Origin of the sequence: Bradyrhizobium viridifuturi (assembly GCF_001238275.1) — a bacterium.
In the GTDB taxonomy this organism is placed as follows: Bacteria; Pseudomonadota; Alphaproteobacteria; order Rhizobiales; family Xanthobacteraceae; genus Bradyrhizobium; species Bradyrhizobium viridifuturi.
The window spans coordinates 75,717-100,009 of sequence record NZ_LGTB01000037.1 but is presented as its reverse complement, the minus strand read 5'-3'; the positions used below and the strand labels follow the sequence as shown (position 1 = coordinate 100,009).

General features: G+C 63.8%; 24 protein-coding genes. 12 read left to right on the top strand and 12 right to left on the bottom strand.

Annotated elements, in window-relative coordinates; all coding sequences use genetic code 11:
* Positions 1 to 450: 450 nt before the first annotated feature.
* Positions 451 to 1,380 carry a tetratricopeptide repeat protein gene (locus ALC15_RS29555; RefSeq protein ID WP_162240521.1) on the top strand — a complete coding sequence of 310 codons (930 nt, stop codon included), beginning with the start codon at positions 451 to 453 and terminating at the stop codon, positions 1,378 to 1,380.
* A gap of 56 nt (positions 1,381 to 1,436) precedes the next feature.
* Here ALC15_RS29555 and ALC15_RS29550 read toward each other — a convergent pair whose 3' ends face one another.
* The 4 genes from ALC15_RS29550 to ALC15_RS29535 all read right to left on the bottom strand — a co-directional run bounded on the left by ALC15_RS29550 (position 1,437) and on the right by ALC15_RS29535 (position 4,603).
* Positions 1,437 to 2,498 carry a ketopantoate reductase family protein gene (locus tag ALC15_RS29550; RefSeq protein WP_050630327.1) on the bottom strand — a complete coding sequence of 354 codons (1,062 nt, stop codon included), beginning with the start codon at positions 2,496 to 2,498 and terminating at the stop codon, positions 1,437 to 1,439.
* A gap of 198 nt (positions 2,499 to 2,696) precedes the next feature.
* Positions 2,697 to 3,086, bottom strand: coding sequence for a DUF1236 domain-containing protein (locus ALC15_RS29545; RefSeq protein ID WP_050630341.1), 390 nt, complete (start codon positions 3,084 to 3,086; stop codon positions 2,697 to 2,699).
* A 218-nt stretch (positions 3,087 to 3,304) separates the two neighbouring features.
* Positions 3,305 to 4,087: an NYN domain-containing protein gene (locus tag ALC15_RS29540; protein WP_050630326.1), complete on the bottom strand. Its 783-nt coding sequence runs from the start codon at positions 4,085 to 4,087 to the stop codon at positions 3,305 to 3,307.
* Positions 4,088 to 4,195: 108 nt separating this feature from the next.
* Positions 4,196 to 4,603 carry a hypothetical protein gene (locus ALC15_RS29535; protein ID WP_050630325.1) on the bottom strand — a complete coding sequence of 136 codons (408 nt, stop codon included), beginning with the start codon at positions 4,601 to 4,603 and terminating at the stop codon, positions 4,196 to 4,198.
* Positions 4,604 to 4,946: 343 nt separating this feature from the next.
* Between ALC15_RS29535 and ALC15_RS29530 the strand changes: the two genes are divergently transcribed.
* Both ALC15_RS29530 and ALC15_RS29525 read left to right on the top strand, forming a co-directional pair.
* Positions 4,947 to 6,359 carry an MFS transporter gene (locus tag ALC15_RS29530; RefSeq protein ID WP_050630324.1) on the top strand — a complete coding sequence of 471 codons (1,413 nt, stop codon included), beginning with the start codon at positions 4,947 to 4,949 and terminating at the stop codon, positions 6,357 to 6,359.
* 114 nt (positions 6,360 to 6,473) lie between these two features.
* The gene (locus tag ALC15_RS29525) at positions 6,474 to 7,229 is read left to right on the top strand and encodes a GntR family transcriptional regulator (RefSeq protein WP_050630323.1); all 756 of its coding nucleotides are present in this window, start codon (positions 6,474 to 6,476) and stop codon (positions 7,227 to 7,229) included.
* A gap of 59 nt (positions 7,230 to 7,288) precedes the next feature.
* Here the strand turns inward: ALC15_RS29525 and ALC15_RS29520 are convergent, their stop codons facing one another.
* From ALC15_RS29520 to ALC15_RS29495, 6 genes are all read right to left on the bottom strand, one after another.
* Entirely contained in the window at positions 7,289 to 8,398 is a 1,110-nt protein-coding gene (locus ALC15_RS29520; protein WP_050630322.1) for a Zn-dependent alcohol dehydrogenase, read from the bottom strand.
* Between the two features lie 34 nt (positions 8,399 to 8,432).
* Positions 8,433 to 8,741: a DUF6166 domain-containing protein gene (locus tag ALC15_RS29515; protein WP_050630340.1), complete on the bottom strand. Its 309-nt coding sequence runs from the start codon at positions 8,739 to 8,741 to the stop codon at positions 8,433 to 8,435.
* A gap of 28 nt (positions 8,742 to 8,769) precedes the next feature.
* Entirely contained in the window at positions 8,770 to 8,967 is a 198-nt protein-coding gene (locus ALC15_RS29510; protein WP_024579640.1) for a hypothetical protein, read from the bottom strand.
* Between the two features lie 13 nt (positions 8,968 to 8,980).
* Positions 8,981 to 9,355 (bottom strand): hypothetical protein, encoded by a 375-nt coding sequence (locus ALC15_RS29505; RefSeq protein WP_050630321.1) that lies wholly within the window; start codon positions 9,353 to 9,355, stop codon positions 8,981 to 8,983.
* Positions 9,342 to 10,139: a sterol desaturase family protein gene (locus ALC15_RS29500; RefSeq protein ID WP_021082068.1), complete on the bottom strand. Its 798-nt coding sequence runs from the start codon at positions 10,137 to 10,139 to the stop codon at positions 9,342 to 9,344. Before ALC15_RS29500 ends, ALC15_RS29505 begins: the two co-directional genes overlap by 14 nt.
* A gap of 216 nt (positions 10,140 to 10,355) precedes the next feature.
* A complete protein-coding gene (locus ALC15_RS29495) occupies positions 10,356 to 12,485 on the bottom strand; it encodes an acetate--CoA ligase family protein (RefSeq protein ID WP_050630320.1) in 2,130 nt (709 codons plus the stop codon).
* 217 nt (positions 12,486 to 12,702) lie between these two features.
* On the opposite strand from ALC15_RS29495, the gene ALC15_RS29490 reads away from it, so the two are divergent.
* From ALC15_RS29490 to ALC15_RS29470, 5 genes are all read left to right on the top strand, one after another.
* Positions 12,703 to 13,398 (top strand): GntR family transcriptional regulator, encoded by a 696-nt coding sequence (locus tag ALC15_RS29490; protein ID WP_050387017.1) that lies wholly within the window; start codon positions 12,703 to 12,705, stop codon positions 13,396 to 13,398.
* A gap of 89 nt (positions 13,399 to 13,487) precedes the next feature.
* Positions 13,488 to 15,218 carry an oxalyl-CoA decarboxylase gene (gene oxc, locus ALC15_RS29485; protein WP_050630339.1) on the top strand — a complete coding sequence of 577 codons (1,731 nt, stop codon included), beginning with the start codon at positions 13,488 to 13,490 and terminating at the stop codon, positions 15,216 to 15,218.
* A gap of 60 nt (positions 15,219 to 15,278) precedes the next feature.
* Positions 15,279 to 16,556: a formyl-CoA transferase gene (gene frc / locus ALC15_RS29480; protein ID WP_050630319.1), complete on the top strand. Its 1,278-nt coding sequence runs from the start codon at positions 15,279 to 15,281 to the stop codon at positions 16,554 to 16,556.
* Between the two features lie 243 nt (positions 16,557 to 16,799).
* Positions 16,800 to 17,783 (top strand): cysteine synthase A, encoded by a 984-nt coding sequence (locus tag ALC15_RS29475; RefSeq protein ID WP_050630318.1) that lies wholly within the window; start codon positions 16,800 to 16,802, stop codon positions 17,781 to 17,783.
* A 175-nt stretch (positions 17,784 to 17,958) separates the two neighbouring features.
* Positions 17,959 to 18,936: a hypothetical protein gene (locus ALC15_RS29470; RefSeq protein WP_128089625.1), complete on the top strand. Its 978-nt coding sequence runs from the start codon at positions 17,959 to 17,961 to the stop codon at positions 18,934 to 18,936.
* Between the two features lie 74 nt (positions 18,937 to 19,010).
* On the opposite strand, the gene ALC15_RS29465 is transcribed toward ALC15_RS29470, so the two are convergent.
* A complete protein-coding gene (locus tag ALC15_RS29465; RefSeq protein WP_024579626.1) occupies positions 19,011 to 19,253 on the bottom strand; it encodes a helix-turn-helix domain-containing protein in 243 nt (80 codons plus the stop codon).
* 11 nt (positions 19,254 to 19,264) lie between these two features.
* The gene (locus ALC15_RS29460) at positions 19,265 to 19,822 is read right to left on the bottom strand and encodes a DUF2975 domain-containing protein (protein WP_050630316.1); all 558 of its coding nucleotides are present in this window, start codon (positions 19,820 to 19,822) and stop codon (positions 19,265 to 19,267) included.
* 133 nt (positions 19,823 to 19,955) lie between these two features.
* Between ALC15_RS29460 and ALC15_RS29455 the strand changes: the two genes are divergently transcribed.
* The 4 genes from ALC15_RS29455 (at position 19,956) to oxlT (ALC15_RS29445) (ending at position 24,071) form a co-directional block, all read left to right on the top strand.
* Positions 19,956 to 20,462 carry a DUF2147 domain-containing protein gene (locus tag ALC15_RS29455; protein ID WP_094194185.1) on the top strand — a complete coding sequence of 169 codons (507 nt, stop codon included), beginning with the start codon at positions 19,956 to 19,958 and terminating at the stop codon, positions 20,460 to 20,462.
* Between the two features lie 357 nt (positions 20,463 to 20,819).
* Entirely contained in the window at positions 20,820 to 20,963 is a 144-nt protein-coding gene (locus ALC15_RS44920) for a hypothetical protein (RefSeq protein WP_167350175.1), read from the top strand.
* Positions 20,964 to 21,218: 255 nt separating this feature from the next.
* Positions 21,219 to 22,514: an oxalate/formate MFS antiporter gene (oxlT, locus tag ALC15_RS29450; protein ID WP_050630315.1), complete on the top strand. Its 1,296-nt coding sequence runs from the start codon at positions 21,219 to 21,221 to the stop codon at positions 22,512 to 22,514.
* 237 nt (positions 22,515 to 22,751) lie between these two features.
* On the top strand, positions 22,752 to 24,071 hold the full coding sequence (oxlT, locus tag ALC15_RS29445) for an oxalate/formate MFS antiporter (protein ID WP_050630314.1): 1,320 nt from the start codon (positions 22,752 to 22,754) through the stop codon (positions 24,069 to 24,071).
* Positions 24,072 to 24,293 lie beyond the last annotated feature (222 nt).

Here is a 24,293-nt window from a genome sequence, read left to right as displayed (position 1 = left end):
TGCTATCGCGCGCACCCGCGAAACCTCCAGCGCGAGTCTGGAAGGCTTCGTCCGCGCCCTAACGGTCGCCAAGACTCTCGCGCCCCGACAACTCGAGGGGTGTACGTCGCCGTAATTCTTGCTAACGTTGTTCTCGGTTAGTTGAGAACATTACGTATGATTCTGTTTGGAAGTTCTGACCCGATCCGCACATCCGCTGGCAAGATTTCGTTTCATTCGAACTGCAGACGCTGTTGGCCGATTAGCCCACGCTCGTGGTTAGCGTTCGCGTTGTTAGCTCTTCTAGTTGCCCTCGGAGGAACTGATCCGGCGCGGGCACAGCAGGCGCAAACACAAAGGATCGTATCCGCATGCCGAGCCGACGCGCCACCCGCGGCCGAAGGTAAGATTCCCGACGCATCTGCGCTGTCTAGGAACAGGGAGGCACGCGCCCGGGCCGCCACGGCTCCATTGTCGTCCACTGGCGCCTACGCAAGAGCTATCGAGCAACTTAGCCGCGTCATTGACTACGATCCGGACAACGCCCGGCTGTATGTCAACCGAGGTGGACTTTATCTGGGAAACCGCCAAATCAACGAAGCATTGGCAGACTACAACCGCTCTATCTCCCTCGATCCTGCCTCATCGCTTGCATTTGCCGGCCGCGGCCAGACCTATCTCCAGATGGCGGATTATGAGCATGCCATCGAGGACTTCAACGAGGCCGTCAAGCTGTACCCGGGTAACGCGCGCGCCTTTCTGGCCCGCGGCACCGCTTACTCAAACACGCGCGAATACGATCGAGCGATCGAAGACGTAGATCGCTCGATCACGCTTGATCCACCATGCACGGCAGGATACCGCGCAAGAGCCTACATCTACGGAATGAAGGGGGATCGCGATCGCGCGAATGCCGACTACGACCAGGCGATCAAGCTCGATCCAAATCCCGGAACCGCAACCGCCTTCTCCCGGCGGGCGAGCGCCTACCAAGGAAAGCGGGACTATGATCACGCCATGGCGGATTTCGCCCAGGCACTAAAGCTGGAGCCCAACAACGCATCCGTCCTGAACAACCGTTGCTTACTTCGCGCAGTGCTCGGCCAGTACGAGAGTGCGCTGACTGATTGTAACGAAGCACTGCGGATAAAACCTGGCGAGGCCAGCATTCTTGATTCGCGTGGCGTTGCCCATCTCAAGAAAGGTGCGTTGGAACAAGCCATTGAAGACTATGACGCTGCGCTTCAGATCGATGCGAAGATGGCGGTGGCGCTCTACGGACGGGCAATTGCCAAGCGGCGGAAGGGAGATGCAGTAGGCGGCGAGGCCGACATCGCCATGGCCTTGGCCATCAAACCGAACGTAGCGGACGAGATGGCAGCAAGATACGGCATCAAATAGCTGCGCGCTCTTCGAGGGCGCACGATCTACATGGAATTCTCGTCAGCGCCGGCCGCTCAATTCATCCGCAGCTCCGTGATGTGCCGTGGATCCGGCTTCAGCTCGCCGCGTTCGACGCGCTTGACGATGTCGGTCAGCGCGGCGTTGGCATTGCAGGCAAGGCCGAGCTTCTCGCCTTCGCGCACCACAAAACCGTTGAGGAATTCGATCTCGGTGCGGCGGCCCTTCTGCATGTCCTGGCCCATCGATGGGCGCTGCGCGGACGAGGTGCGCTTGCTGTCCTTGAAGCGCTGTTCGTCGCAGGCGCGGGTCGCGGCCTCGTCGCCCTCGCCGGCGCGGGCGATGGTCTCGGGCGGCAGGTGCAGGATCTCCTCAAGCTGATAGCCCTGCGCCTGGCCGACGCGGATCGCTTCGCTGCCGAGCCGGGTCGAGAAGCGGCGCAGCGGTTCGCTTTGCAGCACCTCGCCGCCGGGGAGACCGGTGCAGGCCGACAGCCCGTTGCCCATCACGTTGGCGACCAGCTTGGACCAGCGTTCGCCCCAGAGATTGGAGGTGACCTTGGCGCTGTCGGAATAAGCGACCAGCCGGCAAATTTCCTCCGCCCGCGCCGTGATGCGGCCATGCACCTCGCCGGCACGAAACACGGTATGCGCCGCCCCGCCCTTGCCGGCGCCACGATGGATATGGCCGGGCTCGGGCAGATTGACGGTGATGCTGCTCGCGATGCAGCCGAGCGTCTTGCCCCAGCCGACGATGCCGGCGATGGTCTCCTCGTTCATGCAGTTCTGCAGCGACACGACGTAGCCGTCCGCCGCCAGATACTGCCGGATCAGCATGGTGGCCCAGCCGGTGTCGTAGGACTTCATGCAGACGAAGGCGATGTCGACCGGCTTTTCCTTGGCGAGTTGCTGCGCGTCGGTGACGTGCAGCGCACGCACCGGCACCGAGAACTCGGCAACATCCATCGCATGCGTGACGCGCAGTCCGTGCTTGCGCATGTGTTCGACATGCTCGGGCCAGGGATCGATGAAGGTGACGTCCTCACCAGCCTGCACCATATGCGCACCGGCATAGCCGCCAACCGCACCCGCGCCGACGATCGCGATCTTCCGACCCATGTTTCCGTCCCCTGCTTGTCCGAGGCAGACGCTTGCTGCGTCCGTTGCCGGACAGTCTAAGGGATCAGGCGGTCAGGCCAACCGGTGGCTGCATGAAAAAACCGGGCCTGTGCCATGCCGGTATTCATGGCATCCAAGAAAATCCCCGCGGGCGATATGCCCGCGAGGATATTTGCAATCAGATGAAGCTTGGCGCGATCAGTCGATGATCTTGACGATCCGGTGGCTGCGCGCGTCGACGATCACGCGGCGATCATTGACGACCGCATAGCGATACTCGGTGTAGCGCGGCACCGGGCGCAGCACGACGGTGTCGGGCAGCGGCTCGCCGACCACGACGCGCTCGCGCACCACGACCGACGGCTCGCCGCGCGGGATCGAGGTGATCACCGCATTTGGAATCTCGAGGCCGGCGCCGACCGCAGCACCCACCGTGCCGCCGACGATCTCGCCAACCGGGCCCGCGATCTCGCCGCCGGTTCGCGCACCGTTGACGGCGCCCGCAGCGGTCGTGGACTGCGCGAAGGCCGAACCGGACGCGAGCAGCGACGCAGCAGCGACAAGGGAAACGGCAAAAGGCTTGTTCATCATTCTCCTCCTCCGAATTGATCGACGCATTTTAACATCGGAGCGAATGAGACGTTCCAGTTCCAGCGCGGCAACTTGCGCGCAAATTCCAGTTCCCTCGCAACTCGCTTTGGTTCCAGCACAAATGAAAAAGCCGCTTCGAATAGCGTGCGAGACGGCATTCATCATTGGTTCAGATTCAGAAGACGTTCAGGGCGGGCCCGCGCCACGCGCTTTTTTCATTCCGGCGGCTTTTGGTCCGCTCGCCGTCTTGGCGCTCTCCGTCTCGGCGGCGGCGCGGCCGCCGGCTTGATGCGGATCCGCATCGCCCCGCCCTTGGGATTATCGATCTCGAAGGCGTTGGTCCTGCGCACCAGTTCGCCGAGCGTGCGGAAGCCGTAAGTCCGCTGATCGAAATCGGATGCGACATTGGCGAGCTGGCGTCCGACCTCGCCAAGCGTCACCCAGCCATCTTCACTGGCGATCTGGCCGAGTACCTTCTTGATGATCGGCGTCGCGGCTTCGGGCGGCTGCAACGGCTGGGCACGCGCGGCCGAGTCCTGGTTGCTCACCGCGCCGCCGCGCAAATTCTCAGTGTAGACGAACCTGCGGCAGGCCTGACGGAAACTTTCCGGCGTCTTCTGCTCGCCGAACCCGAACACGTCGATGCCGTGCTCGCGGATACGGGCGGCAAGACGGGTGAAATCGCTGTCCGACGACACCAGGCAGAAACCATCGAACCGGCCGCTGTGCAGCAGGTCCATCGCGTCGATCACCAGGGTGATGTCGGATGCATTCTTGCCGGTCGTATAGGCGAATTGCTGCTGCGGGATGATGGCGTGCTTCGACAGGATGTCGGCCCAGCCCTTGGACCTCGGATTGGAGAAGTCGCCATAAATGCGGCGCACGCTGGCCTCGCCGATCTTGGCGATCTCCTCGAACAATCCATCTGCGATCTTTGCGGATGCATTGTCGGCATCGATCAGGACGGCAAGACGGGGCGAGCGGAGTTCTGACGGCATGGCATGTCTCAGCTGGGACGCGATGGATCAAGACTCGCACATCGCGCGTCCCAGGCATAGAGCAGCGACTGCCGGACCGACATCCGAGCAGCCTAGAGGCCGTGCGGGTCAGATCACCTCGCCGAGGTCGATCGCGCGCCTGGCGAACTCGATGGCCTTCTCGGCGGTGATCGCGTCCGCCGTCGTCGTCGCCTCGTCGCGCACCGACGGCGGCGAGGCGATCCGGATCTTCTTGCCGTTCGAACGGCGGATGGTCGCGCGCCACCGATCGACGTCGCGCCGGTAGGCATCGATGACAAAGTCCCGGTAGGCGACGCCGCTCATCAGCGGCTGAAGCGATGGCGCATCGGCACCGGCCGGCCGGCTCGCGATCTCGCGCACCATCTCGACAATCGTCTCGACGGCATGCTCACGCGCGACGCCGGTTGCATCCCTGAGCAGATAGCTCACCGCCGCGCCGATCTGCGCCCTGGCGCGATCGTCGCTCGCAAAATCCGAATCGATCTGAATTGACATGATGGGGAAAACGCCTCCTTCGGACGCAATAACGGATGCTTCCTGGCATCCGGCACGCTGCAACCAGAGACGTTTAGTCGGCCCCCCATTAAAGCCGGATTATCCGTTAGCCCCCGATTTCTCGGATGCCGTTAACCGGGTCTTGATGCCGCTTCGGAACCTGTCCGAAGCGGCACCGATCGTCGATCAGATCACGGAAGGCCGGCGCGAGGCGCCGATGGGTTCCGCCCTGTCAGGCGCCTCGCGCACGTGATCATCAATTGACATATTACTGCTATTCGTGTGACATTTTATGAAAGTGGGCCGAAAAGAGCCCGGCAACGTCCACCTGGGGAGGACAGCAATGACCGTTTCCGACGTCACCGCATCGGCCGGACGCCTGGCTCCGGCCGCCGTCGCGCGGACCGCGCAGGCACAGCAGGTCGCCGACATCGCGGCACGGCTCGAACGCCTGCCGCTGACCTCCTATCAGCGCTGGATCTTCGGAATCATCGCAACCGCATGGTTCTTCGACAGCATGGACCTGGCCGCGCTCACTTTCGTGCTCGGCTCGATCCGTCAGACCTTCGGCCTGTCGACGGCGGAAGCCGGGTTGCTGTCCAGCATGAGCTTCCTCGGCATGTTCATAGGCGCCGCCTCCGCCGGCCTATTGGCCGACCGTTTCGGCCGCGCCCGCGTCTTCCAGGTCAGCATGATCTTCTGGGGCTTGGGCAGCCTGTGCTGCGGTCTCTCGACAACGGCGACCGCGCTCGGTGCATCCCGTCTGCTGCTCGGCTTCGGCATGGGCATGGAATTTCCAGTCGCGCAATCGATGGTCCCGGAGATCATGCCCGCCAGCAACCGCGGCCGCTACATCGCTTTCCTCGAGGGATTTTGGCCGCTCGGCTTCATCGCGTCGGGCCTGTTGACCTACTTCGTGCTGCAGGCCGCCGACTGGCGCTGGGTCTTCATCCTGCAGGCGATCCCGGCCGTGTTCGTGCTCGTGGTCCGGCGCTATGTTCCGGAATCGCCGCGCTGGCTCGCTTCGCATGGCTATTCCGAGCGGGCCGAAGCGACCGTGCGCGAGATCGAAGGCAGGGTCCGCGATCGCATCGGCGGCAAGGAGCTGCCGCCGGTCGTGCGCCAGGCGCCTGCCCCCGCATCCGCAACAACGGGCCTGAGGACGCTGTTTTCAGGCATCTACGCCAGGCGGACCACGATGTTGTGGACCTTGTGGTTCTTCGCGCTGCTCGGCTTCTACGGCCTGACCACGTGGCTCGGCGCCCTGCTGCAGGCCAAGGGATTCCCGATCACCAAATCGGTGTTCTACACCATCCTGATTTCGCTCGCGGGCATCCCCGGCTTCCTGGTCTCGGCATGGCTCGTCGAATCCTGGGGCCGGAAGGCGACACTGGCAATGAACCTGCTCTGCGGCGCGATCGCGTGCCACTTCTACGGCTCGGCGGCGGACCAGACCCAGCTCATCATCGCCGGCCTCTGCATGCAGTTCTTCCTGTTCGGCATGTGGTCGACGCTCTACGCCTATACGCCCGAACTGTATCCGACCCATGTCCGGGCAACCGGGACCGGATTCGCCTCCGCGGTCGGCCGAATCGGATCGCTGATCGGCCCTTATGTGATCGGCGTGATCCTGCCCGCGGCGGGACAGAGCGGCGTGTTCGCGCTCGGCGCCGGCGCGTTCGTGGTGGCGGCGCTGGCGGTGCTGCTGCTCGGCGAGGAAACCCGCGGCCGGTCGCTGGAGAGCATTTCGCACTGATGATGCGCGGCCGTTCGCTGCACTCCGCCGGATTCGGTGTAGTGCTGATCGGGCGCTTGTCAGTGCGATCGGGGCGTGTGAGATATCTGCTGGACAGCAGCACGCAAGATCCCGATGGCAGATTCGAGCAAACGATCCAGCACGGTGCGCGCCCGCGCAGCAGGAAGCCGCCGGCCGGCGCGGCAATCGTCCGCCGCCGGCAAGCCGCGCGCTACCGCGCAGGCTCTTCTCCCGCAGGGCGACGTCACCCTCACCGATCGCGCCTATGCCGAGCTGGAAGAGCTGATCGTGACGCTGCAATTGCCTCCGGGCACCGCCCTCTCCGAGCTCGTGCTCGCCAAGCGGCTCGACATCGGCCGTACCCCGATCCGCGAGGCGCTGCAGCGGCTGTCGCGCGACGGCCTCGTCAACATCCTGGCCCGTCGCGGCGTGCTGGTGTCCGAGATCGACCTTCGCGCCCAGCTCCGCCTGCTCGAGGTGCGGCGCGAGCTGGAACGGCTGATGGCGCGCGGCGCTGCCGAGCGCGCCACCGGCGAGCAGCGTGCGCAGTTCTCAGAGATCGCCGCCGGCATGCGGCGCGCAGCGGAAAAGTCCGACGATCTGCTGTTCATGCGGCTGGATCACCAGTTCAACACATTGATCTCCGCGGCGTCGCGCAACGAGTTCGCCTCCCGCGCCATGGGCTTGATGCACGGCCTGTCGCGCCGATTCTGGTACCAGCATTACAAGGAAGCGGCCGATCTGCCGCTCGCCGCGCGGCTGCATGCCGATGTCGCCGAAGCCATCGCCGAGCGCCGCGTCGACGCCGCGGGCGCTGCCTCCGACAGCCTGATCGACTACATCGAGAGTTTCGCGCGTTCGACGCTGTAGAAACCTTTGTTCGAACGTGAACTTTTCGGAAAACCGGGTCCACTTTTCCGGATCATGCTTCAGAATTCGACGACCGTGCGGATCGACCGGCCGCGCCGCAACGCTTCGAAGCCATCATTGATGCCGTCGAGGGTGCAGCGGCCGGTGATCAGTTCGTCAAGTTTGAGCCGGCCGTCGAGATAGGCCTGCGCCAGCAAGGGGAAGTCGCGCCGCGGCCGCGCGCCGCCATAGCTCGAACGGCGGAAACGCTTCTCGCCCATCAACGCGCCCCAGCGGAAGCTCACGTCCTGCGTGACGTCGATCTTGCCGAGCCAGATCACCTCGCCGCCCGGCCGCACCGCCTCCGCGGTTTGCCGAAACGCCAGTGGATGGCCCGCCGCCTCGAGGATGACGTCGGCGCCCCGCCCGCGCGTCGCCGCCTTCGCAACCTGGACCGGGTCCTCGCGCGCCGCGTTGACGGCGTGCGTCGCGCCGAGTTGCCGCGCCAGCGCAAGCTTCGCGTCGTCGAGATCGACCGCGATGATCGCACCGGCACCGGCGAGCCTGGCGCCCTGCACCGCTGCCAGCCCGACCGCGCCGCAGCCGGTGACCATCACGGTATCGCCATAGCCGATCTCGGCGACATTCAGCGCGGCGCCGACGCCGGTCATGACACCGCAACCGATCAGGCACGCACGGTCGAACGGGATGTCCTTTGGCACGACGATCGCCTGCTGCGCCGGCAGCACGACATATTCCGAGAACGCGCCAAGGAACATCAGATGCGCCAGGCCGCCGCCGGCCGCGAGCTGCGCCTTCGACGTGCCGTCGAAATGCACGCCTTCCGCACCCCTGGCGAGATAGGTCTCGCACAGGATCGGCTGCGCGCGGTCGCAGTGAAAGCAGTGCCCGCAATGCGGATTCCATGACAGGATGACGTGGTCGCCGATGCGGACGTCGCGCACCGCGCTGCCGACCTGTTCGACCACCCCGGCCGCCTCGTGCCCGAGGATCATCGGCAGGGGATAACGCAGCGATCCGTCGATCACCTCCAGATCGGTATGACAGAGCCCCGCCGAACGCACCTTCACCACGACATCGGTTGGCGAAGGCGGCGCCAGCGTAACGCGCTCGATCGAGAGCGGCGTTCCGCTTTGATGCAGCACCGCGGCGCGACAGGTCAGCGTCATCTCAAAAATTCTCTCGTGGAGAAATCAGGGGGGGTCAGGCCGTCTGTCCGGACCGCAATGCCGCGACCGCCTCATCGAGATCGGCCGAGGAGAGCTCCCATTCGTTGTCGAAATTGGCGACGATGCGCCGCATGAAGCTCTCGTGCAGCGCCTTTGCGACCGTGGCGTCGTGCAGATGATCATAGAGCAGCGCGAAGGCCAGCTGTGCCGGCTCGGGTCCCTCATAGCTCCACTCAAAACCATGCTCGGTGAGACGGAGCTGGTCGTAATGCGGTGACAGCGGCGCGCCGTCGACCAGGACGGAAATGCCGTCGATGGTGCGGTCCCCGGTATAGTTCGCCATCGGATCCTCCCCGTGCTGCAGCATCACATCAAGACCCCGGCGGACGCATCTTGAGGTCCTTCTTGACGACCTCGGGGAAGATCCACATCGCGACCGTGGCGAACACACCGAGGAAGGCGACCGCGTAGCTCGGTCCCTGCTGCCCCAGATAGACCATGAAGAAGTATCCGCAGGCCGCGGTAGCGAGGCAGGCCAGCGACAACATGAGCTTGATGTGGCTTGGCATCGAAAACGTCCCCTCAGGTCCAGATGTGAAACGACGGCGCAGCCACGCCGATCAGCAGCGCCAGCGCTGCGACCATGGCGCAACAGGACAGCCGCAATCCCGCCCGTCCGTCGCGCCACCATTCCGGCAGCGCCTGAAACAGCTCGGGCAGGAACAGGAACAGCACACCGCCCACCACAATGATGGTGGTCCAGCGCAGCTCCACCAGGGCGAATGCCAGCGTGCCGGCGAGCAGCATCACCCACAATATCGTCGTCATCGTCACCGGCAGGACGGAGCGCCCGCGCAGCGGATACATCCCGGCCAGCTGCAGGAATCCGATGCAGCACACGCTCCACAGCAGCCCGAACCAGGCGAGTCCGGCGAGATTGGGTTCAAGCTGCGGCATGCGGCACCGATCGCTCCTTCACCACGACCCGCGGCGTCCGCGCCGTCCGTCGCATGTCGGTCTTCACATAGCGCGTGCTGTAGCCGTTGAAGACGTGGCCAAGCAGGCCGCGATTGAGGTCGGAGGTGCCGAACACATAGTCCATCACCGGGAAGGTCAGGTTCATGTTCCGCTCCATCATGATCGACTGGTTGTGATGGGCGGTATGATGCCTGCGGATGGTGTTGACGAAGGGCATGTTGCGCACGAAGGCGTTTTCCTCGACGTGGCAGCAGAAGTGCATGAATTCGTAGATCAGGTACATCGACGTGGTCGTCGTGATCAGCAGCCAGCCGGTATTGGCCGAAATCACAAGCCCGGCCACGATCGCCGGCGGGATCGACATCAGGGTGAACACCACGAGCGCATAGGGCGGGAAGAAGGTGACACGCCAATCGTGATGATCGGCAAAGCGCATTTCCTCTTCGGTGAAGAACTGATGATGCATCAGCGTGTGGCGGCTGTAGATCGCGCGCAGCAGCGGCACATTCGAGGGCCGGTGCATGACGAAGCGATGCACCGCCCATTCAAAGAAGTTCGCAATCAGGAAGACCACCGGGATAGTGAGGTATTCCCACCATTTCACGTCGTGCAGATTGGCCAGGTAGACGTACAGCGCCGTGAACCCGATCGTGTAGATCAGCACGACGTGCAGCCAGCCATTGTACCAGCCCACCACCCGCTCGCGGTAGGTCGCGCGATACTTGCGCTGGCGGTCGGTCATTCCTGTTGCAGCCAACTCCATCGCAGCTTCCTCCGTCTTATCTGACATATCAGTAGCACATCAGCTGTGGAAGGCAAGCCGGCTCGGCCCGGGAATGACGGGACGATGCGCGGAACTCGGGCGGGCAGAGCCGCGCGGCCGCCCCTTCCCCGCCTACGTGTCAGATCGGATGGCGCAATGAAAAAGCCGCCCCGGACGATGTCCGAGGCGGCCTTTGGTCTCCGGCTGATCCGACGATCAGAGCAGGCCCGCGCCGCGCGCCCACTTGTACTTGGCGCCAAGCACCTCGACCGGCAGTTCGGTCGAATAGGCGTAGGCCGGGATGCCGTTCTGGTAGAGATATTCGGCGGCTTCCTCGACCTCGACGTCACCAGCGAGCGAGGCAACGATCGGCTTGACGAAGCCCTTGGCCTCCATCTCCTTCTTCACCTCGACCATGTTGCGCGCGAACACCATCGGCGGCGTCACGATGGTGTGCCAGTAGCCGAGGATCAGCGCGTGGATGCGCTCATCCGACAGGCCGAGCTTCACGGTGTTGACATAGGTGATCGGCGGCTCGCCGCCGGTGATATCCACAGGATTTCCGGCCGCGCCGAACGGCGGGATGAACTTGCGGAACGCCGCGTCGAGATCCGGCGGCATCTGCATCAGCGACAGGCCGTTGTCGACGACGGAGTCCGACAGCAGCACGCCGGAGCCGCCGGCGCCGGTGATGATCAGGACGTTCTCGCCCTTCGGCGTCGGCAGCACCGGCACGCCGCGGGCGAACTCCAGGAGCTGCCGGAGCGAGCGGGCGCGGATCACGCCGGACTGCTTGAACACGTCCTCGTAGATCTTGTCGTTGCCGGCGAGCGCGCCGGTGTGCGACGACGCCGCTTTCGCACCGGCCGAGGTGCGGCCGGCCTTCAGCACGACCACCGGCTTCTTCTTGGAGACGCGCTTGGCGGCCTCGGCAAAGGCTCGACCGTCCTTCAGATCCTCGCAGTGCTGCGCGATCAAATTGGTGTTGGGGTCCTGCTCGAAGAAGGCGAGCAGATCGTCCTCGTCGATGTCGGACTTGTTGCCGAGGCCGACGATCGCCGATACGCCCATCTTCGCCGAGCGCGAGAAGCCGATGATCGCCATGCCGATGCCGCCCGACTGCGACGACAGCGCGGCGTGGCCCTTGACGTCATAGGCAGTGCAGAAGGTGGCGCAGAGATTGGCCGGGGTATAGTAGAAGCCGTAGATGTTCGGCCCCATCAGGCGGATGTTGTACTTCTTGCCGACCTCGACGATCTCGGCCTGCAATTCGGGCGCACCGGCTTCGGCAAAGCCCGAGGGAATCAGCACCGCGCCGGGGATTTTCTTCTCGCCGCATTCGACGAGCGCGCCGGCGACGAATTTCGCGGGGATCGCGAACACCGCCGTGTCGATCACGCCGGGCACATCCTTGACGCTCTTGTAGGCCTTGTAGCCCAAGATCTCTTCCGCCTTCGGGTGGATCGGATAGATCTCGCCCTTGTAGCCGCCGTTGATGAGATTCTTCATCACCGAGTTGCCGATCTTGCCGTCCTCGGCGGAGGCGCCGATCACCGCAACGCCCTTCGGCTGCATGATGCGGTTCATCGCGACGACGATCTCTTCGGTCGGACGCGGCGCCGGGCGCGGCTTGTAGTCGAAGTCGACCACGATGCGTACGTCGGCCGCGATCGCGTTCTTGCTGGTGGCGAACACCGGGTTGAGGTCGAGCTCGACGATCTCGGGGAAATCGCTGACCAGCTGCGACACCTTGACGATGACGTCGGCGAGCGCCTCGCGATTGACGGGGTCGCCGCCGCGCACGCCCTTGAGCATCTCGTGGGCCTGGATGCCGTCGAGCATCGACAGCGCATCTTCCTTGGTCGCGGGCGCGAGGCGGAAGGTGATGTCCTTGAGAATCTCGACCAGCACGCCGCCGAGGCCGAAGGCGACCAGCTTGCCGAACGAGCCGTCGGTGATCGAACCGACGATTACCTCGGTGCCGCCGCCCAGCATCTGCTGGACCTGGATGCCCTCGATCTTGGCATCGGCCTTATATTTCTTGGCGTTGGCGAGAATGGTCTCGTAGCTCTTCTCGGCGTCGGCCGCGCTCTTGACGCCGACCACGACGCCGCCGGCCTCGGTCTTATGCAGGATATCGGGCGAGACGATCTTCATCACGACCGGGAAGCCCATGTCGGAGGCGATCCGGGCGGCGTCCGCCGCCGACTTGGCAACGCCTTCCTTCGGCACCGGAATGCCGTAGGCGTCGCAAACCACCTTGCCTTCGGGCGCGGTGAGGCTCGTGCGCTTATCGGCCCTGACCGCATCGAGAATTTTGCGGACCGCATCCTTAGAATTTGACATCGGCTTCCTCCTGGGACAAATTTCGTGGCATTTGGTATGCCAAAAACGTAATTGTCAAGGTCGGTCGACGATCAAAAAGTCCGAAAAATAAGGGCAGCTTGACATTCTGGTATTTGGCATGCCAAAAATCTAGGGTAATTTCTTCTGCTAAGAAGACGTCTCCAAGAGGAGGAGACGAGTCGTGCCAGAACCGAAACAGACCAAGGCGTCGCCCACCATGGCTGACACAGATATCGCCATCGTCCGGATCGCGCCGGAGACGAGCTTCAAGAACAAGGCCTATGAAGCCTTGAAGGAAGCGATCCTGAAGATGGACATCTACGCGACGCCGGAGCCCGTGATGCTCGACGAGCGCGCATTGTCCGAGCGCCTCGGCGTCAGCCGCACGCCGATCCGCGAAGCGATCGCGATGCTCGAGCAGGACGGCTTCGTGAAAACCGTGCCGCGCCGCGGCATCGTCGTGGTCCGCCGCACCAAGGCGGAGATCGTCGACATGATCCGCGCCTGGGCGGCGCTGGAGAGCATGGCGGCGCGCCTGATCACGACCACTGCGCGCAAGAAGGACATCTCGGCGCTGCGCGACTTCTTCAAGGACTTCAGCGACGACCGGCTGCCGCAGGATCACGTCGAGGAATACTCCAAGGCCAACATCGCCTTCCACCAGGCGCTGATCTCGCTTTCGGAATCGCCTGTGCTGGTCGACCTCACCAACGACCTGCTGCTGCATGTGCGCGGCTATCGCCAGCTCACGATCGGCCGCAAGGACCGCACCGCGACCTCACTGCCGGAGCATCTCGGAATCATCGAGGCGCTGGAAGCGCGCGACACCGAGCTCGCCGAGAAGCGCGCCCGCGATCACACGCTCGGGCTTGCCGCCTATGTCGAGGCGCATGGCCAAGAGTTGTTCACGTAGAGACCCGTTCACGTAAGTTTGAGAATCCACACCCGCTTCAGACGACAATCAGATCGTCCGAACAAAGAACGATCAGGGAGACGATGCCGATGCTGAATACCGCTACGAAGTCCGAGGCACCGGGCACCGAGCAAGAACTGACCGATGGCTTCCACCTCGTCATCGATGCGCTCAAGCTCAACGGCATCGACACCGTCTACGGTGTGCCGGGTATCCCGATCACGGACCTGGGCCGCATGGCCCAGGCGGCGGGCATTCGCGTGCTCTCGTTCCGCCACGAGCAGAACGCCGGCTATGCGGCATCGATCGCCGGCTTCCTGACCAAGCGTCCCGGCGTCTGCCTGACGGTGTCGGCGCCCGGCTTCCTCAACGGCCTCACCGCGCTCGCCCACGCCACCACCAACTGCTTCCCGATGATCCTGATCTCCGGCTCGTCGGAGCGCGAGATCGTCGATCTGCAGCAGGGCGACTATGAGGAGATGGACCAGCTCGCGATCGCCAAGCCGCTCTGCAAGGCGGCGTTCCGCGTGCTGCATGCGCAGGACATCGGCATCGGCCTCGCACGCGCGATCCGCGCCGCGGTGTCGGGCCGTCCGGGCGGCGTCTATCTCGATCTGCCGGCAAAACTGTTCGGCCAGGTGATGGACGCTGCGGCCGGCGAGAAGTCGCTGGTCAAGGTGATCGACGCGGCGCCGGAGCAGATCCCCTCCCCGTCTTCGGTCAAGCGCGCGCTCGACGTCCTGAAGAGCGCAAAGCGCCCGCTGATCATCCTCGGCAAGGGCGCCGCCTATGCGCAGGCCGACGAGGCGATCAAGAATTTCGTCGAGAAGAGCGGCGTGCCGTTCCTGCCGATGAGCATGGCCAAGGGCCTGCTGCCCGATCTGCATCCGCAATGCGCCGGTGCTGCACGCTCGACCGTGCTGAAGGAAGCCGACGTCGTGATGCTGATCGGCGCCCGCCTCAACTGGCTGCTCTCGCACGGCAAGGGCAAGACATGGGGCGAAGCTCCGAAGAAATTCATCCAGGTCGACATCGAGCCGAAGGAAATGGATTCCAACGTCGAGATCGTCGCCCCCGTGGTCGGTGATATCGGCTCCTGCGTCTCCGCGTTCCTCGACGCGATGGGCGCGAACTGGTCGGCCGCACCAAGCGATTGGCTCGCAACCGTGGCGAAGAAGCGCGACGACAACGTCGCCAAGATGGCGCCGAAGCTGATGAGCAACGCTTCGCCGATGGATTATCACGGTGCGCTCGGCGCGCTCCGCGCCATCATTGCGGAACGCCCCGACACCATCTTCGTCAACGAAGGCGCCAACACGCTCGACCTCGCCCGCGGCGTCGTCGACATGCACAAGCCGCGCAAGCGGCTCGATGTCGGCACCTGGGGCGTGATGGGCATCGGCATGGGCTATTCGATCGCCGCCGCGGTCGAGACCGGCCTGCCGGTGCTCGCGGTCGAAGGCGACAGCGCGTTCGGCTTCTCGGGCATGGAGGTCGAGACCATCTGCCGCTACAAGCTGCCGATCTGCGTCGTGATCTTCAACAATGACGGCATCTATCGCGGCACCGACGTCAACAGCGCCGGCGACGATCCGGCGACCACCGTGTTCGTCAAGGGCTCGCGCTACGACAAGATGATGGAAGCCTTCGGCGGCGTCGGCGTCAACGCCACCTCGCCCGACGAGCTGAAGCGTGCGGTCAATGCGGCGCTGGATAGCGGCAAGCCGACCCTGATCAACGCAGTGATCGATCCGGCGGCGGGCTCGGAGAGCGGCCGCATCGGCAACCTCAATCCGCAGAGCGTTTTGAAGAAGAAGTAACCCCCAACCCACATCACTCCCTGCGGGTGCAGGGGCAGACCAGAGTACGGAGCAATTATTATGACCAAAGCGCTCAAGGGCGTTCGCATTCTCGATTTCACCCACGTCCAGTCGGGTCCGACCTGCACGCAATTGCTGGCCTGGTTCGGCGCCGACGTGATCAAGGTCGAGCGCCCCGGCGTTGGCGACATCACGCGTGGCCAGCTGCAGGACATCCCGAACGTGGACAGCCTGTATTTCACCATGCTGAACCACAACAAGCGCTCGATCACGCTCGACACCAAGAACCCGAAGGGCAAGGAAGTGCTGACCGCTCTGATCAAGCAGTGCGACGTGCTGGTCGAGAATTTCGGGCCCGGCGTGCTCGATCGCATGGGCTTCCCCTGGGAGAAGATCCACGCCATCAACCCGAAGATGATCGTCGCCTCGATCAAGGGTTTCGGTCCCGGCCCGTATGAGGACTGCAAGGTCTACGAGAACGTCGCGCAGTGCACCGGCGGCGCCGCCTCGACCACCGGCTTCCGCGACGGCCTGCCGCTGGTCACCGGCGCGCAGATCGGCGACAGCGGCACCGGCCTCCACCTCGCGCTCGGCATCGTCACCGCGCTCTATCAGCGCACCCATTCCGGCCAGGGCCAGCGCGTCACCGCGGCGATGCAGGACGGCGTGCTCAACCTCGCCCGCGTCAAGCTGCGCGACCAGCAGCGCCTCGCCCATGGCCCGCTGAAGGAATACAGCCAGTTCGGCGAAGGCATTCCGTTCGGCGATGCCGTGCCGCGCGCCGGCAACGATTCCGGCGGCGGCCAGCCCGGCCGCATCCTGAAGTGCAAGGGCTGGGAGACCGACCCGAACGCCTACATCTACTTCATCACCCAGGCCCCGGTCTGGGAGAAGATTTGCGACGTGATCGGCGAGCCGACCTGGAAGACCGATCCGAACTACGCCAAGCCGCCGGCCCGCCTGCCGCGCCTCAACGAGATCTTCGCCCGCATCGAGCAGTGGACGATGACCAAGACCAAGTTCGAGGCGATGGAGATCCTCAACAAGGACGACATTCCCTGCGGCCCGATCCTGTCGATGAAGGAGATCGCCGAAGACCAGTCGCTGCGCGCCACCGGCACCGTGGTCGAGGTCGATCACCCGACCCGCGGCAAGTACATCTCGGTCGGCAACCCGATCAAGCTGTCGGATTCGCCGAGCGAAGTCGCCCGCTCGCCGCTGCTCGGCGAGCACACCGACGAGATCCTGCGCGAGGTGCTCGGCTTCTCCGACCACCAGGTCGCCGAGATCCACGATTCCGGCGCACTCGATCCGCCGCGCAAGCAGGCTGCCGAGTAAGCTGCACGTTCAAGCACCACGACAAATGGCCGCGGACAACCGCGGCCATTTTTGTTTGCTTGAAGGAAGCACTGCGGCGCGCTGTGCACAGATTCAGCTGTTGCCTCTCGACCGTTCGAAAGAACGAAATCACCGCTATCGACGCGCGGACGATAGAGATGCTTCCCAACTCCCGTCGAGAACAGCACCAACATGCTGAGCAGCGCGGCGTAAGATAGCCGGGCAAACGAGGGGTGGGGCACCATGACTATTCGCGCGGGTCTGTTGGATGCGATCGGCAATACGCCCCTGATCAGGCTGCGCGGACCGTCGGACGCCACCGGTTGCGACATCTACGGCAAGGCCGAGTTCCTCAATCCGGGCGGCTCGATCAAGGATCGCGCGGCGCTCGCGATCATCGACGACGCCGAACAGCGCGGCCTGCTCGAGCCGGGCGGCACCATCGTCGAAGGCACCGCCGGCAATGTCGGCATCGGCATCGCGCTCGTGGCCAATGCGCGCGGCTATCGTTCCGTGATCGTGATGCCCGACACGCAAAGCCAGGAGAAGCAGGACCTGCTGCAGCTCTACGGCACCGATCTGCGCCTGATACCCGCCGTGCCCTACTCCGATCCGAGCCACTATGCGCGCTACTCCGCGCGCCTCGCCGCGGAGCTGGGCGCGTTTTGGGCGAACCAGTTCGACAATGTCGCCAACAGCGAAGGCCACTATCGCACGACCGGCCGCGAGATCTGGCAGCAGACCGACGGCAAGGTCGACGGCTTCACCTGTGCCGTCGGCAGCGGCGGCACCTTGGGGGGCGTTGCCCGCGCCCTCAAGGACCGCAATCCGGACGTGAAGATCGCGCTCAGCGATCCGATGGGCGCCGCGCTCTACAACTGGTTCACCAAGGGCAAGCTGACGACGGAAGGCGACTCGATCACCGAGGGCATCGGCCAGGTCCGCGTGACGAAGAACCTTGAAGGCGCGCCGATCGACATGGCTTACCAGATCGCGGATGAGGAAGCGCTCCCCGTCCTGTTCGACCTGATCGAACATGAGGGGCTGGTGCTGGGCGGCTCGAGCGCGATCAACATCGTGGGAGCGATGCGGCTTGCACGCGACCTCGGTCCCGGCAAGACCATCGTCACCATCCTCGCCGACGGCGGCCAGCGCTACCAGTCCAAGTTGTTCAATCCGGATTTCCTCCGCAGGAAGAACCTGCCGCTGCCGCGCTGGATGAGTTGAGGCGGCGGTCGCCCTCGCCCCGCTGAGAAGCAGGCGGCGGAGCATGACCTCACCCAATTCGGCAAACAAACCACGACCTGGCGATGAACGTTTTGCAGGGCCAATGCCACTAAGCTCAAGACGAGCACCTGCCCTCCGGGCTCTCGTCGAGCCCTCGTGCACATTGGATCCGGCGATGAAGCGTCGAACGAAAGTGGTTTTGGTCATCGGGTGCCTGGCCGTCGTGACGGCGGCGGCGACGGTCGCCGCGCTGACGGCGGCGCTGGCGCGGGCGGTGGATCCTCATGAATATTGCACGACTGGCTTTTCGCCGCTGGTCAGTTGCAACCTCGGATGGTCGTCGAGAACCACCAGCCAATCGGATCCGATATTCGCCACCGCATCGAGCTCGCAAAACGCTACGTCGGGCCCGCGTCCTGCGCCGCAGCCGACATCCGTCGACGTCACGTCCTGGGCGATCGCCCATTGTCCCGGGAGCAGCATCGGCAGGCGCTTGCTTTGTCCCGTCCCTGCGGCCGAGACATCGGTCGAGGCCGCGAGCGACGATCTCGCAACCGGCCTGCCCAGGCCCAAGCCATGGCTGCTGACGACGGCGAGGAAGTCACCCTTGAACGAGGCGGTTCGCGTCGAGACGCCGCTTGGCCTTGCGGCCGTGCTCAGCTTCTATCGTGGCGCACTCGGCAAGCGCGGCTGGACCGAGAACGGTGTTTCAGGCGTCGAGCCCGACAGGGCCGTGGTCGCGTTCACGACATCGAGCGGTCCCGCGCTCCTCCGGCTTGTTCGCCAGGGCGACAGAACGGTCGCCGAACTCTCGCTGCGCAAATCTGCCGCAGCCGATGCCGAATTCCAGCCAACGCAGGGGCAAGTGCGGCTCCTGTTCGGCAATGCCACGGACGAAGCGGCCGTCATCACCATCAACGAGCAGACCATCAAGCTGGAGGCGCGCGCCGGGCGTCATCTGACCGACACCCCCGCAACCGGACGCAAATCGCCGGACGGTGCGGAAATCAATCTGCCGCCGGGCATCTACAAGGTAGCCGTCCGGATCGCGGGCGGCGCGGCGCAGACCTCGGAATTCGCGGTTGCTGCCGACGAAACCTGGGGCCTGCTCGCCGGCCCTAACGGCGTCGCCCTTCCGATGCGCCTCTATTGAATTCCATTTGTCGCCGAAATCCGGAAGCACCGCGTGTGGGATCGATTCCATGGCACACGCATGAACGCGCGGCATCAACCACCCTCGCCGCTCTCAGCATCGCCGCCTTCGTCGCCAGGCACATACTCCAAAATATCCCCCGGCCGGCAATCCAGCTCGCGGCAGATTGCCGACAGCGTCGAGAAGCGCATCGCCTTGGCCTTGCCGGTCTTCAGGATCGACAGGTTCTGGATCGAGATGCCGATCGCGTCCGCAAGGTCTCCGAGGCGGCGCTTGCGCTTTGCGAGCATGACATCGAGGTTCACCACGATCGGCACCGGCATCGCCCTCAGATCGTCAGGTCGTTTTCGGACTGCAGCAGGATGGCGTGCTCGAGCACGAATTTCAGCGCCATCAGGAACACGCCGCCGGCGACGGTGCTGACGTCGACGCCGTAGCTCGGCAGGAAGAATTTGACGTCGCCGAGTTGATACAGGGCATAGCTCACCGCAACGGTCGTGATCGTATCCACAAACGGCCAGACCACCAGGAAGATCCCCATCCACCAGACACCCTGCAGCGTTTCGGACACGAAGATCCGCCCGTTGGCGAATCGATTGACCATGCGATGAAGGATGCCGATCAACACGGCGTAAAACGATACCCCAAGCGCGAACAGCGACCAGAACAGCACCTGGCCCTTGGCCGACATGGTGAGCGGGTTGGCGACGATGGCGGCGCATTTGGCCTGCTCGCCGGTGAGGCTTTCGGCGATCGTGGCCGAGGCCGTGGTGGTGCGGTAATAGGCCAGCCACAGCACCACCGGCAGCGCAGCCCAGATCACCCAGAACGCCCGGTCGAGCCTTCGAAACCAAAGCTGGCGCTGCTCGCGAACCGATTTCCCCATCGCACCCACCCGAAAAATTTTTGCCAAACAGGCCATTACGGCTGCGATCCATCATGCCTTGGTAATGTTGTTGACTCAACCTAAAACGTGATTTATTTCATGTTTATCATTAAATTTTTCACGAAGAAGGTGGATGATGACATTAGCCCCCGATAATGACGGCCAGCTCAAGGCCGTGAAGCAGTTGATCCACGCTCACCTGACCCGCCGCCTGATCGTGGCGGCGTTCCACATCCCGCTGCTCGGCGGCACCGCCGACGCCGCCAAAGCCACCGACAGAGCGAGCGATCCGGCCGGCGTCTGGCTGACCCAGTCCGGCGACGCCAGGATCAAGGTCCACCGCTGCGGCGCCGCGCTGTGCGGCCGCGTCGTCTGGCTGAAGGAACCGACCGACAAGGCCACCGGCAAGCCCCAGCTCGACGACAAGAATGCCGATCCCGCGCAGCGCACCCGGCCGGTGATGGGCATCTCGCTGTTCATCAACATGCAGCCCGCAGGCCCGAACAAATGGGCCGGCCGGATCTACAACGCCGACGACGGCAAGACTTACGAGAGCTCGGTGACGCTGGTGTCGTCGGGCACGCTGAACGTACGCGGCTGCATGGGAACGCTGTGCGCGGGCGAAGACTGGACGCGGTGAAGGGATCTGGCCCCGACCCTTCATCGGCCAAGAAGAAAAGCAAACCCATCAACTCAAGGCCGCCCATCGGGGCGGCCTTTTTTTATGACGGCCGCAGTTTCGATTGTCTAAGCCTGGCCACGGCCCGGCCTCGAAGCGCCCGCGGCCGATAACCCGGCCGCCGGGAACGCCTGATCCAAGGCTCTGGTTTCACGCCGCTTTCCCTCGGATCTGGGATGCCAAGGGGCCAACTTTGCTGCAATGCACAGTGGCGAATGCTGCTATGCAAACAAGCTCGTTGTATCTGGCATCTGGTATACATAGTTTGGCTGCAGATGATGCCGGCCCATTGCTGGCCTCCAGTGAAAGGGGACACCAATGTCCAAGACGACTGCTACCGCCATCGCGCTCGCGCCCTCCTCCACCCTGTTCGGCCGCCTGCTGGCTTCGATCGACCGCCTGCTGATGAAGAGCGCGGAGATCTCCAACCGCAACGGCGACCTGCCGCGCTTCGGCCTCTGACGCACAGCGATTCCTCGGCGCTCCTCGCCGCGCGTGCTTTGCTGCAAGACGCGACCTGACATTGAACCTTCGACCAATGGCCCCGCTTTCCGGGGCCATTTTTTTGCGCGCTGAACTAGTGTTCACGCGGTCGTTGAGTCTTCTGCGGCATATGCGCACGCTGCCCCTGCGACAGCTTGAACCTTGGCATATCGAATACCAAGATGATCACGCCGCGCCACAAGCAGAATGACAAAGCGCGCACTGGGAGGATGAATGTCGGACATGGTTCAGGCAACTGCGGCCCCCGCGGCCGCGCGCGTCAGCGACACCTATCGCTGGACGCAACTTGCGATCGGCGTCGCCGCAATGGTGATGATCGCAAACTATCAATACGGGTGGACGTTCTTCGTGCCCGACATCCAGAAGACGTTTGGATGGGATCGCGCATCGATCCAGTGGGCCTTTACGCTCTTCGTGCTGTTCGAGACCTGGCTGGTGCCGGTCGAAGGCTGGTTCGTCGACAAATACGGTCCGCGCCTCGTCGTGCTGATCGGCGGCATCCTCTGCGCGATCGGCTGGGCGATCAACGCGCAGGCGACTTCGCTGAACGGCTACTATCTCGGCATGATCATCGCCGGCATCGGCGCCGGCGGCGTTTACGGCACCTGCGTCGGCAACGCGCTGAAATGGTTTCCCGACAAGCGCGGGCTTGCGGCGGGCATCACCGCAGCAGGCTTCGGTGCAGGCTCAGCGCTCACGGTCGCGCCGATCCAGGCGATGATCAAGGACTCCGGCTTCCAGACCACCTTCCTCTATTTCGGCCTCGGCCAGGGCATCATCATCGTGCTGCTCGCCTTCTTCCTGCTCGCACCGAAGGCCGGACAGGTGCCGGCCGTCGTGCAGAATGCCAACATCATCCAGACCCGGCGCAACTATCAGCCGACCGAAGTGCTGCGGCAGCCAATCTTCTGGCTGATGTACTTCATGTTCGTGATCGTCGGCGCCGGCGGCTTGATGGTGACGGCGAACCTGAAGCCGATCGCGGTCGACTGGAAGGTCGACAGCGTGCCGGTGACGCTGATGGCGGTGACGATGACGGCCGTGACCTTCGCGGCAACCATCGACCGCGTCCTCAACGGCCTGACGCGTCCGTTCTTCGGCTGGATCTCCGACATGATCGGCCGCGAGAACACGATGTTCATCGCCTTCGGCATGGAAGGCTTCGGCATCTGGATGCTCTACCTCTGGGGCCACGATCCGATGTGGTTCGTGCTGCTCTCGGGCTTCGTATTCTTCGCCTGGGGCGAGATCTACTCGCTGTTCCCCTCGACCTGCACCGACACGTTCGGCGCCAAGTTCGCAACCACGAATGCGGGCCTGCTCTACACCGCGAAGGGCACTGCGGCGCTCCTCGTGCCGATCGCCAACTACATGCAGCAATCGTCGGGCAATTGGGACAACGTGTTCATCATCGCGGCCGGCGCCAACATCCTCGCCTCGCTGCTGGCGATTGCCGTGCTCAAGCCATGGCGGAAAATCGTGGTCGCGAAATCGACGGCGATGGCTTAGGCAACGCGCCACTTCTGCTGACGAAACGCCCGGCCGACGCCGGGCGTTTTTCATTTGCGGCGCCGATCGCCACCCCGGATCAGTCCAAAGTATGCCAGTTTTGCTGCGGTGCAGCAGCAAGACACGCTTGCATTCTGGAATATAGTATACCAACCTCCCGGCAAGCGTTTGCGACGATACGCCACAATAATTGCGACACTGGGTCACAAGAAGACCAGGCGCGCTCGGGAGGATTTGATGGTTTCCAGCAATACTGCCGCGACACAAGCTCAACCTTCGTTCAGTGGCTTCCGCTGGCTGCAGCTCATCATGGGCATCGTCTGCATGGCGATGATCGCCAACCTGCAATATGGCTGGACGCTGTTCGTCGATCCGATCGACGGCGCCCATCACTGGGGCCGCGCGGCCATCCAGTTCGCCTTCACGATCTTCGTGGTGACCGAGACCTGGCTGGTGCCGGTCGAAGCCTGGTTCGTCGACAAATACGGCCCACGGATCGTCATCATGTTCGGCGGCGTGATGATCGCGCTCGCCTGGGTGCTGAACTCATACGCGGATTCACTCACCGTGCTCTATGCCGCGGCAGTCGTCGGCGGCATCGGCGCCGGCTCGGTCTACGGCACCTGCGTCGGCAATGCGCTGAAATGGTTTCCCGATCGCCGCGGCCTCGCCGCCGGCGCAACGGCGGCGGGCTTCGGCGCGGGCGCAGCGCTGACCGTAGTGCCGATCGCCAACATGATCGCCTCGAGCGGCTATCAGACCGCGTTCTTCGATTTCGGCATCGGGCAAGGCGTGATCGTGTTCCTGCTCGCCTTCTTCATCCAGAAGCCCGCGGTCTCGATTCCGCCGAAGAAGAAGCAGCTCAACCTGCCGCAGACCAAGATCGACTTCACGCCGCCGCAGGTGCTGCGCAGCCCGATCTTCTGGGTGATGTATCTGGTGTTCGTGATGGTCGCCTCCGGCGGCCTGATGGCGGCGGCGCAGATCGCACCGATCGCGCACGACTACAAGATCGCCACGACGCCGGTTTCACTCGCCGGCTTCCAGATGGCCGCGCTGACCTTCGCGATCTCGCTCGACCGCATCTTCGACGGGTTCGGACGGCCGTTCTTCGGCTGGGTCTCCGACAATATCGGCCGTGAGCACACCATGTTCATCGCGTTCGGCACCGGCGCGCTGATGCTGCTGACGCTGTCGACCTGGGGCCACAACCCGCTGGTGTTCGTGCTGGCCACCGCAGTCTATTTCGGCGTGTTCGGCGAGATCTACTCGCTGTTCCCGGCGACCTGCGGCGACACCTTCGGCTCGAAATTCGCGACCACCAACAACGGCATGCTCTACACCGCGAAAGGCACGGCAGCGCTCCTGGTGCCGGCCGCCAGCATCGTTGCGGCGAGCTATGGCTGGCAGGCGGTGTTCGTGATCGCGGTCGCGCTCAACGCCACCGCGGCGCTGATGGCGCTGTTCGTGATCAAGCCGCTGCGCCGCGCGTTCATCAACGGCAACGAAGCGGCCGCGGCCGCAGCCGAGACCGCAACCAACGCCAAGACGGCGTAACAACACGGCCTCAGATGTCGGCCTGATTTGATTGCCAAATTTCAGGACGTCCGGTTGAACTTGATGGAGGCGCACTTCGGTGCGCCTCTTTCGTTTGGGCTGATCAGGGATGCCAGATACCAGAAGCGCCGGAAGCCGCGATTGGCCTGCCCGTTCAACCCGGTCACAATCATCTGAAACGTCAGCGGTTCTGCCTATTTCGGCGATTTCTTGGTGGTAGAT